The sequence below is a fragment of the Chitinophaga sp. RCC_12 genome, assembly GCF_041360695.1.
Lineage (GTDB): Bacteria > Bacteroidota > Bacteroidia > Chitinophagales > Chitinophagaceae > Chitinophaga.
On the sequence record NZ_JBFUPS010000016.1, the window covers coordinates 63539 to 80560 of the forward strand.

Genomic DNA, 17022 nt, shown 5'->3' on the forward strand with positions numbered 1-17022 from the left:
GCCTCTTATTTTGTTATTACAGCTGCACCTTTCGCCAGATCTTCTCCCGGTTTTCCAGTTGTTTAAATTTACCGGTCACGCTGGTAAAGTTAAGTGTTTCCTTACTTCCCAGCGCCAGGAAGCCCAGCTGCTCCAAACTTTCACTGAATAACGTTAATACCCTGTCCTGTAGTTTTTTATTAAAGTAGATCAATACATTGCGGCAAATGATCAACTGGAATTCATTAAATGAGCCATCTGTTACCAGGTTATGCGGGGAAAAAATGATCTTTTCCCCGAGGTCTTCCCGGAACTTGGCATATTCATAATTGGCCGTATAATAGGAAGAGAAATCTTCCCGGCCACCGGCTTCCATGTAGTTGCGGGAGTATTGCTGCATTTGTGAAAGCCGGAACATTCCTTTGCGTCCCTTTTCCAATACGCCTGCATTGATATCGGTAGCATAAATCACTGCTTTGTGCAGCAGTTTCGCTTCTTTGAGCAGGATGGCAAAGGAATATACTTCCTCCCCGGTGGAGCAGCCGGCATGCCATACCCGGATAGACGGATAGGTAGCCAGCACCGGCAATACCTGGGTACGCAATGCCTGGTAGAAAGACGGGTCCCTGAACATCTCCGTTACATTTACCGTTATTTCTTCCACAAAACGTAATGCGTATGCCGGATCGGAAATAATACGGTAGCGGTATTCGGCAAAACTGGGAAAGCGGTCTACCTGGTACAGATGGTTTACCCGCCGGTTAATAGAGGCGGGCGCATACTCTGTAAAATCATACCCATACCTTTCCAGTATGTCATTCAGTAACAGCAACACTTCCTGTTCACTTATCGGGTTCCTGCTCACGTTTGCTCAGATAAATATTGTTGTAGCTGCAACAGTAGCTCATCTACATCAATTGGTTTGGAAATATAATTATCGGCGCCTGCTTCCAGGCATTTTTCACGATCGCCTACCATCGCTTTTGCAGTGACGGCAATCAGCGGCAGGCGGCTGTTCCAGGGCATGGCGCGGATAGCGGAAATCGTTTCATAGCCATCCATATCCGGCATCATGATATCCATTAACACGGCGCCGATTGCATGCTCCGGCGATAACACCCGTAATGCTTCCGCACCGGTGCCAACAGCCACGCATGGGATATTCCTGGATCGCAATACTGCCTTTAACGCAAAGATGTTGCGTGCGTCATCATCTACAATTAATACCTGTTTGTGTTCCATAAAAGTTATTTCATGGCTTTATCGTATAACCATACCCGTAATAAGGATAGCAACTGATCTACATCCACTGGTTTGGAAATATAATCAGAGGCCCCCGCCTGCAGGCATTTTTCCCGGTCGCCCATCATTGCTTTGGCGGTAACGGCAATCACCGGCAAACCTTTGAGTCCCGGTTGTTTGCGGATAGCCGCAATGGCATCATAGCCGTCCATTTCCGGCATCATCATGTCCATCAGCACTACGTCTACCGGGTGTTCTTTCAGCTGCTGCAGCGCTTCGTTACCGTCGATGGCAGACAGTACTTTCATCTGGTGTTTTTCCAGTGCTTTTGTTAAAGAGAAAATATTGCGTACATCATCATCTGCCACCAGCACGGTTTTATCTTTCAGCACTTCATTCAATACGCCCATCTTCCCACTTCCACCCTGTGCAGCCGGCGCGTTTTCAGATACCAGGTGCAGGAACAGGGATACTTCGTCCAGCATGCGCTGATAGGAATGCGCCGTTTTTACCACGATGGAATCAGCATACTGCCGGATCCGTTGTTCTTCTGCCTTTGATAAACTTTTACCTGTAAAAATGATAATAGGAAGATTTTCCAGTCCCTTTATTTCTTTCACCATTTCCAGCGCCTGATAAGCCCGCTGGTCAGGAATTCCCATATCAAGGATTACGCAGTCCACATCTTGCTGTTGCAGCAGCGATACGCCATCTTCCACGGTATTGCTGATTTCGGAACTTACGTGGTAGTTACTGAGGAAATAGGCCAGCGCTTTGGCGTGCTTCGCATTTTCTTCCAGGATCAGTACTTTTTTGGTAGACCGTTGCAATACAAACTCCATCTTTTCAAAGATCAGTTGCATGCTTTGCACGTCTACCGGCTTGCTGATAAAGTCGACCGCACCTTTCAGGAGGCTTTCTTTTTTTGCTTCCATGGAAGACATGATATGTACCGGTATCGGCCTGGTGGCCGGATCGCTTTTCAGTTCTTCCATTACCTGCCAGCCATCTTTTATGGGCAGCTGGATATCCAGCAGGATACCCAGTGGTTTGTAGATGCGTGCCAGTTCTGCGGCTTCATCACCGCGTACAGATACAATTCCTTTATATCCTCTTGCATGGGTAAAGTCGAGCAACGCCTTCGCAAAATGCGTATCATCTTCCACGATGAGTATTACGGAATCGCCGTTTTCAATGAGGCCACGGTCGTCGTAAACGTCTTCCGGAACAGTGGGCGACAGGTATCTCTGTTTCAAACCGGCGGCTGTTTCTTCCACTACCGGCGACGGCAGTACGAAAGGTTGGCTTACGGGTGCTCCTGTTTTACGAACCACCGGGATCGTAATGACGAATTCACTTCCCTCATTGTTCTTACTGCTCACCGAAATATGTCCGCCGAGCAGCTTGGCCAGTTCCCGGCTGATAGACAGCCCCAGGCCGGTGCCACCGTATTTTCTCCGGGTAGATCCATCAGCCTGCTGGAAAGCTTCAAAAATCACCTGTTGCTTTTCCGCCGGTATACCGATGCCGGTATCTTTTACTGCAAATCGGATGGTTTCGGGTGTTTCTCCTTCCAGTATTTCCATGCGGACAAATCCCCTTGCGGTAAATTTCAGGGCGTTGGATAACAGGTTTTTGAGGATCTGTTCCAGTCTCAACTGATCTGTTTCAATACTGGCCGGCACCGCAGCGTCTTTATGTATCAACAGCTGCAATCCTTTTTCTTTGGCCATTGGTTCAAACAACGCCTGCATATTGGAACTGATATCGGCAATGGATACCTGGCTGAATTCCAGTTCCATTTTGCCGGATTCTATTTTCGAGAGGTCGAGTATTTCGTCTATCAGCGTGAGCAGCCCTTTTCCGGAGCTATTGATCACCTGTGCATATTCGATCTGGTCGCCGTTAAGATTGGTGTCGTGATTTTCAGAGAGGAGCCTTGATAACAATAAGATAGAATTCAGCGGTGTACGCAGTTCATGCGACATATTAGCCAGGAACTCTGATTTGTAGCGGGTGCTGAGTGCCAGCTCTTCTGCTTTCTTATGGATATCCAGGTTCCGTTCCACGATGATCTGGTTTTTTTCTTCGAGGAGACGGCTTCTTTCTTCCAGTTCAGCGTTCGACTGCATCAGTTCTTCCTGTTGTACTTTCAGCTCTTCTTCAGACACCTGGAGCTTTTGTGTTTGGGCTTCCAGTTCTACGTTCAGGCTTTCGAGTTCGGTATGTTGTGTTTGCAGTTCTTCTGCCTGCGCCTGCGTTTCTTCCAGCAGTTCCTGCAGGCGGGTACGGCTCCGGGTACTTTGCAGGGCAATGGCGATTTTCACAGCGGCCTGCTGGGCAAAGTCGATCACATTTTCTTTAAAAGGGAACAGGGAACCCAGTTCTACTACGCCTTCCGTAACGCCTGCATGGATCAGCGGGATAATGAGCACGTGGCCCGGTTGCGCGGAGGCTGCAGCGCCGGCGATATGCAGGAAATCATCCGGCGCTTCGCGGAGATATAATGGTTCCTTTTGTAACACGCTTTGCCCGAGTAAGGTTTTCCCTACTTCAACCACGCGGGGGGCCGGATGGGCGGGCGACAGTGCATATTCAGCGGATAAACGAAGTTCATTGGAATACCGGATGTACAGCACCCCTGTTTGTGCGCCGATGTATTGTATCACATCCGTTAACGCGTCTTTACTCAGTGCCTCCATGTCCTTTTCACCCAGCAACGTTTCGCTGAGACGGTTAATACCTGTTTGTATCCATATTTTCTGGTCGGCATGATAGCGGAATGTTTTCAGATCTGCGGCCATCTGTACTATTGCATGGCCGAGTACATCATTTTCGCTGCGGGGTTTTACATCAATATTAAAATTGCCCTTACCGATACTGTCGGCCGCAGTGGCCAGTTCCTGGTTGGTTTGGTCAATAACATTAAAAGAACGCCCCAGGCTTCCGATAGCATCTTTTGTGTGTACTTCGGGCGCCGATCCCGGTACTCCTTTTGCGATATTTACAGCCGCTGCCCGCAGTAGTTCCAGGCTGTCGGTGATGCCTTTAATAGTAAAGGAAATAAATACCACCACCAACACGATGATACCTACCAACACAAGCAGGTAGCGGGTTTTTAGATCATTTTCTTTTTTGGAGATAATTTTTGCATCCCTGCCTACTTTATCCATTACGGCGCGCTGCAGCAGCTTCAGCTGATCCACGGCCACGGTGGAATTGTCCCACCAGGAGTCTGCATTAAACAGGGTATCAATTTTACGGGAAGCGATGGTGCTTTTAATAAAATCGTTTGTGATAACCATTTCATTGGAGGATTCCGTTTTAAGATAATCCTTTGACACGGCGGGAGAAGCTTTGTCTACCAGCTCTGCACGCAGGGCTGCAAACATGTCGGCGTTATTTTCTATGCGGGCAAAATCTTCCGGCCACACTTCTTTTTTCAGCATGAAATAATAAATATCCATGCGGATCATTCCCTGGTAAGCTGCCATCTGTGCCAGCAGGTATTGCGCGTTCATATCCTGCTGAACGGCTTTTAATACCGGGATATCCGGGGTGTTGGTATTGGCCAGGTCATTCAGGCGGAAAATAAGGTTGGAATAATAGTCCAGTACCTCCCGTTGCGGCATACTCTTACTATCGATATCCTTTCTCTTTTTGGGGAGTGTATTTAGCAGTGAGTATTGGAAGAAGCGGCTGTCGCTGGCCAGCAACCTGCCTTTCACCGCATCGATGGCCAGATCGGTTTTGGCGCGTTGCATGAGCAGATCATTCAGACTTCCGGTTTGCAGTACATAGTTTACACTGTTCCTGCGTTCCATATGAATTTCATCGGCTACTTTCATGATAGTGGTGGCAGTGGTAATTTTCTGCACCAGGTTATCAATAGTATCTATATCTTCAGTCTGTTTATTGAATACGGCTATACCAAAATATACGAGACACACCAGCGGTATTACAGCAACTAACATCAGCTTCCTGGGAAGAGGGAGCTGCATAAAGTATTTCTTCATTTGCCTGAGCTTGTTTAATTTTTACAGGGGCACTATTCTGCAAACTGTGCTTTCAACGGATTTAACACATTTCGTTCCAAACAGTACCACTAAAACGAACAATATGATAATAAAATAACAACAAAATCTTAGATTTGTCTCTATTCCAAAACGATATATGCCCGATAGTTGTAAATATACCTCAGTACTTTTAATTGACGATGATATAGATGACAGAATGATATTTGGTGAAGTATTAAAGGAGCTGGCACCGGATATTATTTACCATGAAGCCATCAACGGAGAAGACGCACTACTTAAGCTGAATAATAACCTGGCGCCGGATCTTATCTTCCTGGACCTGAATATGCCCAGGATAGACGGGAAACAGTTTCTTGCAGAAATACGGCAGCAGGAGCATTTAAAACATATCCCTGTGGTTATCTATTCCACGTCTTCACATGAATCGGATAAAAAAGAAACCCGTGAACTGGGCGCCTCTTATTTCCTGACGAAACCTAACAGCCTTCATGAGCTGACACATATACTGGGTCATCTTCTACAACAAAAGTTATTTTAATAAAAAGCCTCACAAAGAATTGTGAGGCAGCTTTTCTACCATTGTTACTATTTTTAAACCCTATATGCTCACGCATATGCTTATACCTCAAAGGTGGGTTTTAAATTATGTTCAAGTGTTAACCGGATCTTAACGACTCCTGCATTAAAATTGTTTCACTACTTCTTCGAGCCATCCTGCCGAATGGAAATTTACTTTCACCGCAGGCTGAATGCCTTTATTGTCAATACCCTGCCCTGCAGCAATCCTGCGGGAGCGGGTAACGGGATAGTCTATTGAGAAATCAGGCGTTGAAAACCTTACCCTGGCTACATTAGAGTAATCCAATGCTCCTGCCGTAGGAGTTCCCATGAGTTTCACTTTCTGGCTTTGTACCGCTTCCAGTAAAAACTGTTCTGCGGTATTGCTGCACCGGCCATTAATGAGCACCGCTACTTTTGCCGGGGCAGGCAACGGAGCCGGCAGGATCATGTTTTCATCCGGCCCCATACTTACCAGCCGGCCTTGCAAACCACTACCCTGTTCAATTACAGTGCGGATCTGCTCTACATATTCGCCGGGTAGCTTTCCGGTTTGTTCGTCCAGGATATGACGCCATGCCGCAATATTATCCGGTGTGGCGTAAAAGTCGGCCCCGGTAATCCTTACAGGTTGAGTATACAGCAAGGGTCGCAGGCGTTCAATCAGTTTGTCAGCGCCCGCACCGTTGTTGCGTACATCAATGACCAGGTTGGGGTTTCTGCGCAGGTACTCGTCGCTGGCATTCAGCACAGAATCTGCGGCCGGATAGAACGCTGCGTCAAAGCTGCTAATCCGCAAATAGCCGGTGCTGTCGTTTATTTGCCGGAAAAAGAAAGGCGCCGTCATTTCGGCGAAGGCAGGTATTTCCGCCGGTGCATTGTCACTCTTCTTCACGCCCGCGAGCTGCTGCGACATGGCCGCAGCGGGTTTCTGCCAACCCAATGCAGACAGACCATCGCGTTGTTTTCCGATGGTGAGGGTATCAAAGTTCACTTCCTGCGCGGCGTAGCTGATCATATCAAATTTATCCGGCCCGGTAGCGGCCAGTTCAAACAATACGTCTCCCGGTTTCCAATCCGGTGAGGCAGATTCCATGATTACGCCGGCGTAAGTACGCAATCCCCGCAGGTTCTTTACCAGGGCCACTTTATAGAGGGAGTCGGCCTGGTAAATACCGGCCACACCGCTTATGGGCTGTTTCTGTAGCAAATCCAGCTGCTGTGGGGTGAGGGTGATTTTTTCTCTGAGGGGCGTGTAGCCAATGTGCAGGGCGAGGTGCTGGTCTTTGAAGAAGCGCAGGTATCGGTTTACCAGCAGGAGACAATGCGTGGCGCCCTTGATGGTAGCCGCCTGTAACCGTAGTTTTGTCAGCATGGCAGTATAAGCCTGCTCCGTAACCGGGGTTACTTTGTCGATAAACCCTGCATAATTCTTCCTCAGATAGACCTGTACGCTGTCAAATTTCTTCCTGCAATCGCACTCCTGCGCGTTTACAACTGTATTACACAGGAGTAATAACAATACTGCTATTGCTTTCATGGCAAAGGATTTGAATGTTTCTGGCTGATAATAAATGGTCTTTAAATATATATATTCGGGAGGACACTACCAGAAAATATTTATCATCCTCCACCAATATTAATAAATTACATGTCCTAATAAAGCGCATATGCATTTTGACGAACTGGAAAGGCTGTATAATGAACAGGCATATACTGAAGCAATTACCAAACTGGAAATATACCTGCAGGATAACCCCGGCGAGGCCCGGGGCTGGCAACTACTGGGTTTATCCCAGCTGGAAAACGCCAAGGCAACCGATAACCGGGACCTGGCCACTGCTATGTACAACGAGGCTTACGAGGCATTCAGCCAGGTGCTGACCATTGAGCCTGCACATGTGCAGGCCCGTGTACACCGCGCCTATATGGGCGCCAATGTGATGGCAGACAAAGGAGATGAAACCATCAGCGACTGTGATATCCTCATTGCCGGCGGTGATGAAGAACTGACTACCAAAGCATTACTGTACCGTTTCCAGGTATGGGTGCTGAAAAATGAAACCGAAAAGGCCCTGGCAGACATGCACCGCAATCTCCAGGTATATGAATCACTGTACGCCGACGATCTGCCGCAGCTGAATGTGGCGCGGTTCCAGTGCTTTACGCGTATCGGCGATGTATACTATCACACGGAAAACAGGCCCGCCGCCCTGGAATACTACAAACAGGCCTTTGAATGTACGGTGTTTAACAACCGCCTGCTCTCTACCACCTGGTTCGCACTGGATATGGCGGATTATGATTTTGCGGCCAGCATGCTGCAGATCATGATCACGGCAGGAGAAAATACACAGGAAGACATGCTGCGTTTGCTCCGGCATATCCAGCAACTGCTTGCGGATGGCGTGCGGAATGCCGCGCTGGCAAGGGAGTTCTGCAAAGGCACTACCGAATTCTGGCAGCAGTTTTTTGGAGATGATGATGACGAAGGTACCCTGGAACAGATTTCCACCGGCAAACACTTTATTGCTGAGTACCCCGACGAAGCCTACTTCTATCATTATACCGCTACAGCATTCTTCAACATCGGCAGTTACCAGGAGGCATTGCCCTGGTATGAAAAATCGATGGCCATAAAACCTTATCCGTTCAGCATGGTGAGGTGGTATTTTACGAGTTATAAAGTGACCGGGCAATTCCCCGAAAGCTGGCCGGATGTGGAGCATCACATTCCGTACGACTGGTACGCAGCGGGTGTTATCTTCAGTGAAATTATTCAACTGGAAAAAGACAACGGCGTAAAACAGGCGTCCACCGCGCTGAAGCGCTTCCTGTATAAAAAAGCATTTGATATCTATCATGCCTACTGGTATGAAAATTCAGGGAACTCTTATGCCGGCCATCCTCATCATTTTGCCATGTGCTGTAACAACTATGGCATTGCCTTGTATGAAGGCGGCATCTTTGTGGAAGCAGCGCATGTGCACACCATCGGCTACAATATGTCGCCTTTCTGGGAACAGCTGGAATCCAGGGCTGATGCGTATCACAGCATGGGTAAGCTGGCCGAGGCCATCGCCGACCGCCATACCATCCTGGAAAATTTCACAGAAGTATTGCCGCTGATGTACTACGTGTCTATCCATGAACGAATGATCGACGACCTGTGTACATTGGAGAAACATGCCGAAGCATTGGATCTCTATGAAAAAATACTGGCGGAATACAATACCTGGATTGCAAAGGATATGCAGGAACTGGAAGACTACGACCGGGAAACCATTACGTATAACATTGACCGTATTAAAACCGGCCGCGCCTTTATCCGTACCAACAGCGCCGATGATTTGTCTGAACGTATACTGGCGCTGGAAACGCACCTGGTGGAAAAACCGGATGACAGTGACGCCTATTTCAACCTGATGTACCTGTATTTTGATAATGCCCAGTACGAACATTGTATTGGCGCTATCAATAACCGCATTTCCATTGGCGGCATCACCAAACTGCCGGTGATTTCGCAAATGAAGATCTACTACTTCCGTGGAAAGGCTGCGTTAAAGCTTGGCCGCTATAAAGCGGCGATTACTGATCTGCTGCATACGCTGCAGATTATGTCTAACGGCGACGCTGCAGACAATGCCCCCAACTACCGGTTTGGGGTATACGCTTTTCTTGCGGAGGCATATCTGGGAGAGAAAGAATATGACGAGTGCCTGGCATATGCCACGCAGTGTTTGAATATTTACGCCGGCAACAACTGGGCGTGGGATACAGAGGCATCTGCCGTAAGATATACGATGGCGCTGGCTTATGAAGCAAAAGATGATCCCGGCACCTGCAAAAAAATCATTGACCTGATTGTAGCGAATGATCCGGAATTCAGGCCCGCGGCAGAGAAAAAAAATGAACTGAGAGGAGGAGGATTATTTTCTTTTTTCAGGAAGAAGAAATAAAAAATTCAGCTGTTTACTTTCTGCACAAACTGAAGAACGTAAACAGCTGAAAAGACCATGGTCTTTTTACATGGGCTTGTTAAAGCTCACCATCCAGGGGAAACCATATTTATCGGTTAACATACCAAAGCGGTGTGCCCAGAAGGTTTCTGCCAGGGGCATCGTAACTTTTCCTCCGGCGGATAACGCATTGAATAATTTTTCCGATTCTTCGTTTGATTCAGTGCCCAGTGCCAGTGTAACGTTGTCACCATTTTTGGGCGCCTGGCCTCCCATGCCATCAGAGGCCATAAGCTCGAAAGAAGATGTTTTCAAAAACGCATGCATTACCAGGTCTTTGGATGCAGCGGGTACATTTTCGCTTTCAGGCGCGTCGCCCATTGTCATGATAAACAATTCCCCTCCGAAGATGTCCTTGTAAAAGTTCATGGCTTCGCGGCAATTAGTTCCAAAAGTGAGATAAGGTGTTAATGTGGTGGACATAACAATCTTTTTAGGGTAAGAAAATGGAATTTGGGTAGCTCCTAAAGTTAGGCAAAAACTAACTTATCAACACCTTATTTCTTACCAGCAGGCAGGCGCCGATGATACCGGCGCTTTCACCAAGCCTCGACATTTTCAGTTTGGAATCATTACTTACCAGGCTGAGGGAATATTTTTTCATAGCACTTTTTATGGGCAGGCGGATGTGGTCCTGTGTAGCGGCGAGCGCGCCACCGAGTATGACCAGTTCCGGGTTGAAGATATTCATGAGCAGGGCAACGCCGCGACCCAGGTTCTCTCCTACTTTGGCAATAAGTTCTATGGCCAGCATATCGTCGTTATTGGCTGCGTCTATAATATCGTGCAGGTGGATGTCTTCCGGGGATTGATGCGTGCGGCTCAGCATAGAGGAAGAACCTGCGGCGAGCTTTTGCCGGAACATATTCACCAGCGCCCATCCGGAGGCTTCTGTTTCCAGGCATCCTTTTTTCCCGCAGTGGCAGATGATTTCATTGTCGAACATCGGGATATGTCCTACTTCGCCGCTGTAGCCGGATTTACCGTAGTACAGCTCCCCGTTGATGAGTACGCCCATACCTATGCCATAGTCGAGGTTGAGGAACAGCACGTTACGTTCGCCATTCACCAGGTCGGAACAAAATTCTCCGTAGGCCATTGCCCGTGAGTCATTTTCCAGGAAAACGCGGATGCCTACTTTGGCGGCGATGACTTTGCTGAGAGGTTCGTCGTCGAAATAGAAGAGGCTGTAGTTGTAGCCGGTGGCGTAATTGATGCGTCCCTGGATATTGATACCAATGCCGAGGATCTTTTCTTTGGGAACGGTGAGGCCATCGATAAAGTTATTGATCAGGAGGCACAGCTGTTCCAGGGAAGCTTTGGTGTTATCCAGTTCGTAGGGGAGTCCTTCCACGGTGGTAACCAGGTTTTTGTGGAGGTCCGACAGGCCCAGGTTGAGGTGATCCTGTTTTACATCCACCCCGATGAAGAAGGCGGAATCCGGTACCAGTCCGTACAGGTTGGGTTTACGGCCGCCGGTGGATTCTATTTTGCCATAGTCCATTACGAGGCCGTCGACAATAAGGTCATTCACCAGGTTGGTAACTTTGGGTGTGCTGAGGTTGAGCTCTTTGCACAGATCGGCGATAGTGGCGTTGCCGGTATTGGCAAAATAGGCCAGCGCCGCCTTTTTCAGGTTGATATTCTTATAGGCTACACCGGTAGCGTTTGCGCTGTTGAGTTCTTCAAAAAAGGTTTTAGCCATAGCCATCAGATAGACTTTTACAGTAATTGCTCACCAATTTAACAGCTTAATTCTGATTTTTTAAAATTTAGGGGTAGAAACAGGGGAATGTTTCTCTATATAAATGATTTTGTTAATTCGCAAAAAATAATACCTTTGCAATCCTTTTTGAGTTAAAAAGGGGCTCTTGTCATGTATAGCCGGATAGGGTTTCCGGGCCGGTTGAACACTGGGAAGAGTAAGTTCTTTTTATTTATTGCGGATGTGATGAAATTGGTAGACATGCCAGACTTAGGATCTGGTGCCGCGAGGCATGGGGGTTCGAGTCCCTTCATCCGCACATATAATATTATGTGGCAATGCGTCAATATGGCAACGTGATAATGCTATGCTCTCCCTCACTTTCATTGTCACTCCTGTCTTATTCAGACACAGTTTCACCTGATTTTATTCAAAAATAGTTTCCTGCCATTCCTACTTGCCGTTGTGACTTCATGGCAGAAAAATAAACAAGGAATCATTATTGCTTCTTAAAGAACACTTTATACAATTCAATTATGGCAACCGTTACGAGAGAAAACATTGGTTTATTGAACGATAAGATCACTGTGAAAGTGAGCCAGGAAGATTACCTTCCTAATTTTGACAAAGCAGTAAAGCAATTCAGCAAAAATGCGAACATACCAGGCTTCCGTAAAGGAATGGTACCTGCAGGTATGGTTAAGAAGATGCACGGTCAGGCTATCTTTGGCGACGAAATTCTGAAAACTGTTGAGAGAGAATTAATGGGTTATGTGCAGACAGAGAAACTGGAGATCTTCGGCCAGCCGCTGTCCCTGGAAAAACAGGCAAAAGACCTGGATTTCAACAAGCCTGCTGATTATGCCTTCGAATTTGAAGTGGGTCTGAAACCCAGCTTCAGCGTTACTCCCCTGGAAGATAACAAAACCACCCTTACAAAATATAAAGTAACCGTTACCGACGAAATGGTGAACGATGAAGTACAGCGTTTACAGCTGAAAGGTGGAAAAACAACAGAACCTGAAACAATTACTTCAGAAGATAACGTGATTAACGTTAAATTCGAAGAGTCTGACGAGAAAGGTAATGTAGTGGAAGGCGGTATCGTAAAAGAAAACGCCTTACTGGTTAAATACTTTGCACCGGCTATCCAGGCTGAGCTGCAAGGTAAAAAGAATGAAGACAGCATTGTATTCCAACTGGCTACTTCCTTTGACGAGCAGCGTTTGGGCTGGATCCTGAAAGATCTGGGCTTTGAAGCAGGCGACAAGGAAGCAGCAAACAAATATTTCAAACTGACCATCACGAAAGTTGGTTTGATTGAGAAAAGAGAACTGAATGAAGAGTTCTTCAAAGAAGTTTATCCGGGAGAAGAAATCACTACTGAAGAAGCTTTCCGCGCTAAACTGAAAGAAGAAATCGGCAAATACTGGGATTCTGAAAGCCGCAACCACCTTCACAACGACCTGTTTGAAGTACTGGTACACGAAACGCCGATTGAATTGCCAAAGGATTTCCTCAAACGCTGGCTGCAGGTTGGCGGTGAAAAGCCAAAAACTGCGGAAGAAGCGGAAAAAGAATTCCCTAGTTTTGACCATCAATTACGTTGGACACTCATCAGCGATAAACTGGTTAAAGAAAATAAACTGGAAGTTTCTTTCGAAGATCTGAAGGAAAATGCCAAACAAAAAGTATTAGGCTACTATGGCGGCGCCGCTGCTGATGGAGCAGAATGGTTAGACAGCTACCTGGATCGCCTGTTACAGGATGAGAAATTTGTAGACCAGACTTACCGTGAAATGATCACTGCCAAGTTATTTGACTGGGCTGAGGCTAAGGTGAACGTGAAAGAAGAGGAAATCAAAGCAGAAGATTTTGTTAATTTACCTCATAAACATCACCATCATGAACATTAATAATGAATTCAGAAAATATGCCATCCAGCATCGGGGAATCAGCAGCCTGGTAGTAGACAGTTACACCAAAAGCCACCAGATCAACAGTCTGACTCCTTATATCCTTGAAGAACGCCAGATGAATATGACCCAGATGGACGTTTTCTCCAGGTTGATGGCTGATCGTATTATTTTCCTGGGAGATCCCGTGAACGACTACGTAGCAAACGTGATTACTGCGCAGCTGTTGTTCCTTGAGTCTTCCGACCGTAACCGTGATATACAGATGTACATCAATAGCCCCGGAGGAAGCGTTTACGCCGGCCTGGGTATTTATGATACTATGCAGATCATTTCTCCTGATGTAGCTACTATCTGTACCGGTATGGCGGCCTCTTTCGGCGCTGTACTGCTGGTGGCAGGTACAAAAGGAAAACGTACCGCGCTGAAACATGCACGTGTAATGATTCACCAGCCTCATGGCGGTGCAGAAGGCCAGACTTCAGACATCGAAATCACTGCGCGTGAGTTCGTGAAACTGAAAAAGGAACTCAATGAAATCATTGCCGGCCATTGCGGACAGCCACTCAAAAAAGTGGAAAAAGATTCTGACCGTGACTACTGGCTGACTGCGGATGAAGCAAAAGAATACGGCATCATTGATGACGTACTCCAGAAAAATCCAAAGAAAAACCTGGAAACACCTCAGTAAAGCTTAAAGCACAAGGCATAAATAAGCTATTGTAGCGAAGATTACGGCGATACATATTAAAAAACGCTATTATCTTCGCTACAATAGCTTTTGTTTTGTGAGATGATAAGCTTTACTGTATTAAGACTTATGCTTTCGGCTATTTAGTGTAAATTTGTAACCCTGCAATACCAATGCAGGCAATGATAGTTTCGTAGAAAAATAATCTATTCCGAAATGAAAGAATCTAAAATCCGATGCTCCTTTTGCAGCCGCTCCAAAGAAGAAGTGCAGATACTGATTGCAGGCGCTGAAGGACACATCTGTGAAAACTGTGTAGCCAACGCACAGGAGATAATTGACCAGGAGTTATTCACCCCCGGCAAAAAAGCAGCTGCAGCCGTAGCCCCCAACTTTGCACCCAAAGTGTCTAAACCAATTGACATGAAGAAATTCCTGGACGAATACGTAATTGGCCAGGATGATGCGAAGAAAATACTGGCAGTAGCTGTATACAACCACTATAAAAGACTTAACCAGCAGATTGGTGATGACGAAGTAGAGATTGAAAAATCCAACATCATCATGGTGGGCGAAACCGGTACGGGTAAAACCCTGCTGGCTAAATCCATCGCCAAACAATTAAACGTTCCCTTTGCTATTGTGGATGCCACCGTATTCACAGAAGCGGGCTACGTGGGTGAAGACGTGGAAAGTATCCTCAGCCGCCTGTTACAGGTATGTAACTACGACGTGGAAGCTGCTGAACGTGGCATTGTTTACATCGATGAGATCGATAAAATTGCCCGTAAAAATGATAACCCGTCCATTACCCGCGATGTAAGCGGCGAAGGCGTTCAACAAGGTCTCCTGAAATTACTGGAAGGCACCGAAGTACTGGTACCTCCGCAGGGCGGCCGTAAACATCCTGAACAGAAACTGATCAAGCTGAACACGCAGAATATTCTCTTTATCTGCGGTGGTGCATTTGACGGCGTGGAAAGAATCATCAGCAGAAGGGTACAGACCCACTCTATCGGTTTTACCGTAAACAAGGAAAAAGAAGAAGAAAACAGAAAACAGATCCTGCGTTATATCAACTCCCAGGACCTGAAATCCTTTGGTCTGATTCCTGAATTACTGGGCCGTTTACCGGTGGTTACCTATCTCAACTCGCTCGACAGGGATACCCTGAAACTGATCCTTACTGAGCCTAAAAACGCGCTGGTAAAGCAATACAAGAAACTTTTCAAGGTAGAAAATATCGATTTACAGATAGAAGAAGAAGCAATAGATTATATCGTAGACAAAGCGATGGAATACAAACTGGGTGCGCGTGGTTTACGCTCCATCTGTGAGGTTGTACTGAGCGATGCGATGTATGAACTGCCGTCTGCCAATGAAACACATTTTCATCTTACCAGGGAATATGCACAGGCAAAACTGGAGCAGTCGACCCTCATTAAACTGAAAGTGGCATAACTGTTCCGGTAACCCGTTAACAGCAATACTATCGCTAACTATAAAACGCTATTTATGCAGGAACTCATTCAGCAATTACAGGAAAAAGCCGGACTTACCGCCGAACAGGCCGCACAGTCCATCGATGTGATCAAAGAATATGTGAAGGGCAAATTACCTCCGTTTATTGCCGGTACAGTTGATAACTGGTTTGCAGGCATGTCGGATAAAGCCGAAGGGAAAAAGGCTGGTCTGATGGATCAGGCAGGTGATTTTCTGGATAACGTGAAAGATAAAGCGGAGGATTGGGCCGAAGAAGCAAAGGATAAAGTGTCCGACTTCTTCAACAAAGATAAAAAGTAGTTTAAAATACAGTGAAGAAGGGCTTTCCGGAGGTATTTCCCTGGAAAGCCCTTCTTCTTTTTTTAGAGGCTTCTGAGATAAAGATACAACGCGGTTAACTCTTCATCCGTGTACTGTGCAGTCATATTCCACGGCATATCTTTTACCAGCAGCTGCTTTCCTTCCGGCGTTTTACCGGTACGCAGCGTGGCAATAAAATCGTTTTGGCTCCATTTTCCGAGGTGCCCGGTAGAGGTGATATTGGCTACCGGCACAGCACCCGGAACCGGGTTATCGCCGCCGGTCAATGTGGGCTTGTGGCAACCAGTGCAGGAAACCGCCAGGTACCGGCCGTATTCTTTTGTTGCCGCCTTTGTCACCTGGTTTGGCTGTTCCCGGTGATGATCAATTTTTTCCACGGGGAACAAGGGTATTTTACCCATTACAGACAGGACCTTTCCCATCGGTCCTATTTTTATGGGAATGGAAGGCGCATCTACTTTTGGCTGTGCCTTGCAAAACGCAATTATAGCCGCAATATCGTGATCATCCATTCGGGTGAACTCCTCTGAAGGCATCAGCAATAATGGCTTATTTGCGGTGTTTAAACCGTGCCGCAATGCCTTTAGCCAATCGGTGTTATCATAGCTTTCCGGCAACCCTCCCAGGCCATAGGTGATATTATTACCCGCAATACGGCCAATGGCCGGATCATCCACCACCATTTTCCCGCGCAGATCTGCCCCGTGGCATTCGCCGCAACCCTTTATTTCATAGAGGTGCCGGCCCTCCGCAATAGTAGCGGAATCGGTGGGGATGGGAATGTTTCTTACTGTAACTGCATATTTTTTGCTGGCATACTGATGGAAGAGAAAAGTAAAAACGCCGTATGCCGTTAATACGATCACTATCAGGCCCAACACGATACGTGTGGCCCACTTAAGACTTTTGGAGAACATAACAATTAAGGAATATTTCAGCTGTAAAAGTAATAGGGATAAATATTACAGGTATCAGTAGAACTACTGAATTAAAGAAGAATCATAACGTGGATTACAGGCTTCACATTTTTACTAAGCATCTTTATACGGGA

General features: G+C 46.7%; 13 protein-coding genes and 1 tRNA gene. 7 read left to right on the top strand and 7 right to left on the bottom strand.

The annotated features are described in order from the left end of the window. Positions 1–16: 16 nt before the first annotated feature. Genes AB6805_RS31195 through AB6805_RS31205 form a run of 3 tightly spaced genes read right to left on the bottom strand, consistent with a single transcriptional unit; the run spans position 17 to position 5237 of the window. A complete protein-coding gene (locus AB6805_RS31195) occupies positions 17–844 on the bottom strand; it encodes a protein-glutamate O-methyltransferase CheR (RefSeq protein WP_370913353.1) in 828 nt (275 codons plus the stop codon). Beyond that, the gene (locus AB6805_RS31200; RefSeq protein WP_370913354.1) at positions 841–1221 is read right to left on the bottom strand and encodes a response regulator; all 381 of its coding nucleotides are present in this window, start codon (positions 1219–1221) and stop codon (positions 841–843) included. Before AB6805_RS31200 ends, AB6805_RS31195 begins: the two co-directional genes overlap by 4 nt. A gap of 5 nt (positions 1222–1226) precedes the next feature. Next, complete coding sequence (locus AB6805_RS31205; RefSeq protein ID WP_370913355.1) at positions 1227–5237, bottom strand: response regulator; 4011 nt, start codon at positions 5235–5237, stop codon at positions 1227–1229. 157 nt (positions 5238–5394) lie between these two features. Here AB6805_RS31205 and AB6805_RS31210 point away from each other — a divergent pair, with 157 nt between their 5' ends. After that, positions 5395–5796 (top strand): response regulator, encoded by a 402-nt coding sequence (locus tag AB6805_RS31210; protein ID WP_370913356.1) that lies wholly within the window; start codon positions 5395–5397, stop codon positions 5794–5796. Positions 5797–5940: 144 nt separating this feature from the next. Here AB6805_RS31210 and AB6805_RS31215 read toward each other — a convergent pair whose 3' ends face one another. Next, positions 5941–7356 carry a S41 family peptidase gene (locus AB6805_RS31215; protein ID WP_370913357.1) on the bottom strand — a complete coding sequence of 472 codons (1416 nt, stop codon included), beginning with the start codon at positions 7354–7356 and terminating at the stop codon, positions 5941–5943. 130 nt (positions 7357–7486) lie between these two features. Here AB6805_RS31215 and AB6805_RS31220 point away from each other — a divergent pair, with 130 nt between their 5' ends. Continuing rightward, positions 7487–9775: a hypothetical protein gene (locus tag AB6805_RS31220; RefSeq protein WP_370913358.1), complete on the top strand. Its 2289-nt coding sequence runs from the start codon at positions 7487–7489 to the stop codon at positions 9773–9775. A gap of 66 nt (positions 9776–9841) precedes the next feature. Here the strand turns inward: AB6805_RS31220 and AB6805_RS31225 are convergent, their stop codons facing one another. Then, a complete protein-coding gene (locus AB6805_RS31225; protein ID WP_370913359.1) occupies positions 9842–10258 on the bottom strand; it encodes a VOC family protein in 417 nt (138 codons plus the stop codon). Between the two features lie 58 nt (positions 10259–10316). Beyond that, positions 10317–11540 carry an ROK family transcriptional regulator gene (locus AB6805_RS31230; protein ID WP_370913360.1) on the bottom strand — a complete coding sequence of 408 codons (1224 nt, stop codon included), beginning with the start codon at positions 11538–11540 and terminating at the stop codon, positions 10317–10319. Positions 11541–11777: 237 nt separating this feature from the next. Between AB6805_RS31230 and AB6805_RS31235 the strand changes: the two genes are divergently transcribed. The 5 genes from AB6805_RS31235 to AB6805_RS31255 all read left to right on the top strand — a co-directional run bounded on the left by AB6805_RS31235 (position 11778) and on the right by AB6805_RS31255 (position 15950). After that, a tRNA-Leu gene (locus tag AB6805_RS31235) sits at positions 11778–11859 on the top strand. A 217-nt stretch (positions 11860–12076) separates the two neighbouring features. Further along, positions 12077–13456 (top strand): trigger factor, encoded by a 1380-nt coding sequence (tig, locus tag AB6805_RS31240; protein WP_370913361.1) that lies wholly within the window; start codon positions 12077–12079, stop codon positions 13454–13456. Continuing rightward, complete coding sequence (gene clpP / locus AB6805_RS31245; protein WP_370913362.1) at positions 13446–14147, top strand: ATP-dependent Clp endopeptidase proteolytic subunit ClpP; 702 nt, start codon at positions 13446–13448, stop codon at positions 14145–14147. The genes tig and clpP overlap by 11 nt, the downstream gene beginning before the upstream one ends. A 216-nt stretch (positions 14148–14363) precedes the next feature. Then, positions 14364–15608: an ATP-dependent Clp protease ATP-binding subunit ClpX gene (clpX, locus tag AB6805_RS31250; protein ID WP_079473576.1), complete on the top strand. Its 1245-nt coding sequence runs from the start codon at positions 14364–14366 to the stop codon at positions 15606–15608. A gap of 54 nt (positions 15609–15662) precedes the next feature. Then, positions 15663–15950, top strand: a complete 288-nt coding sequence (locus tag AB6805_RS31255) for a hypothetical protein (RefSeq protein ID WP_079473575.1) — start codon at positions 15663–15665, stop codon at positions 15948–15950. Between the two features lie 62 nt (positions 15951–16012). Here AB6805_RS31255 and AB6805_RS31260 read toward each other — a convergent pair whose 3' ends face one another. Further along, a complete protein-coding gene (locus tag AB6805_RS31260) occupies positions 16013–16888 on the bottom strand; it encodes a cytochrome c (RefSeq protein ID WP_370913363.1) in 876 nt (291 codons plus the stop codon). Positions 16889–17022: the final 134 nt, after the last annotated feature.

Bases quoted from the DNA above. Each gene is read 5' to 3' on its own strand.
- AB6805_RS31200 (WP_370913354.1), bottom strand. From the start codon at position 1,221: ATGGAACACAAACAGGTATTAATTGTAGATGATGACGCACGCAACATC.
- AB6805_RS31205 (WP_370913355.1), bottom strand. From the start codon at position 5,237: ATGAAGAAATACTTTATGCAGCTCCCTCTTCCCAGGAAGCTGATGTTA.
- AB6805_RS31210 (WP_370913356.1), top strand. From the start codon at position 5,395: ATGCCCGATAGTTGTAAATATACCTCAGTACTTTTAATTGACGATGAT.
- AB6805_RS31215 (WP_370913357.1), bottom strand. From the start codon at position 7,356: ATGAAAGCAATAGCAGTATTGTTATTACTCCTGTGTAATACAGTTGTA.
- AB6805_RS31220 (WP_370913358.1), top strand. From the start codon at position 7,487: ATGCATTTTGACGAACTGGAAAGGCTGTATAATGAACAGGCATATACT.
- AB6805_RS31225 (WP_370913359.1), bottom strand. From the start codon at position 10,258: ATGTCCACCACATTAACACCTTATCTCACTTTTGGAACTAATTGCCGC.
- AB6805_RS31230 (WP_370913360.1), bottom strand. From the start codon at position 11,540: ATGGCTAAAACCTTTTTTGAAGAACTCAACAGCGCAAACGCTACCGGT.
- tig (WP_370913361.1), top strand. From the start codon at position 12,077: ATGGCAACCGTTACGAGAGAAAACATTGGTTTATTGAACGATAAGATC.
- clpP (WP_370913362.1), top strand. From the start codon at position 13,446: ATGAACATTAATAATGAATTCAGAAAATATGCCATCCAGCATCGGGGA.
- clpX (WP_079473576.1), top strand. From the start codon at position 14,364: ATGAAAGAATCTAAAATCCGATGCTCCTTTTGCAGCCGCTCCAAAGAA.
- AB6805_RS31255 (WP_079473575.1), top strand. From the start codon at position 15,663: ATGCAGGAACTCATTCAGCAATTACAGGAAAAAGCCGGACTTACCGCC.
- AB6805_RS31260 (WP_370913363.1), bottom strand. From the start codon at position 16,888: ATGTTCTCCAAAAGTCTTAAGTGGGCCACACGTATCGTGTTGGGCCTG.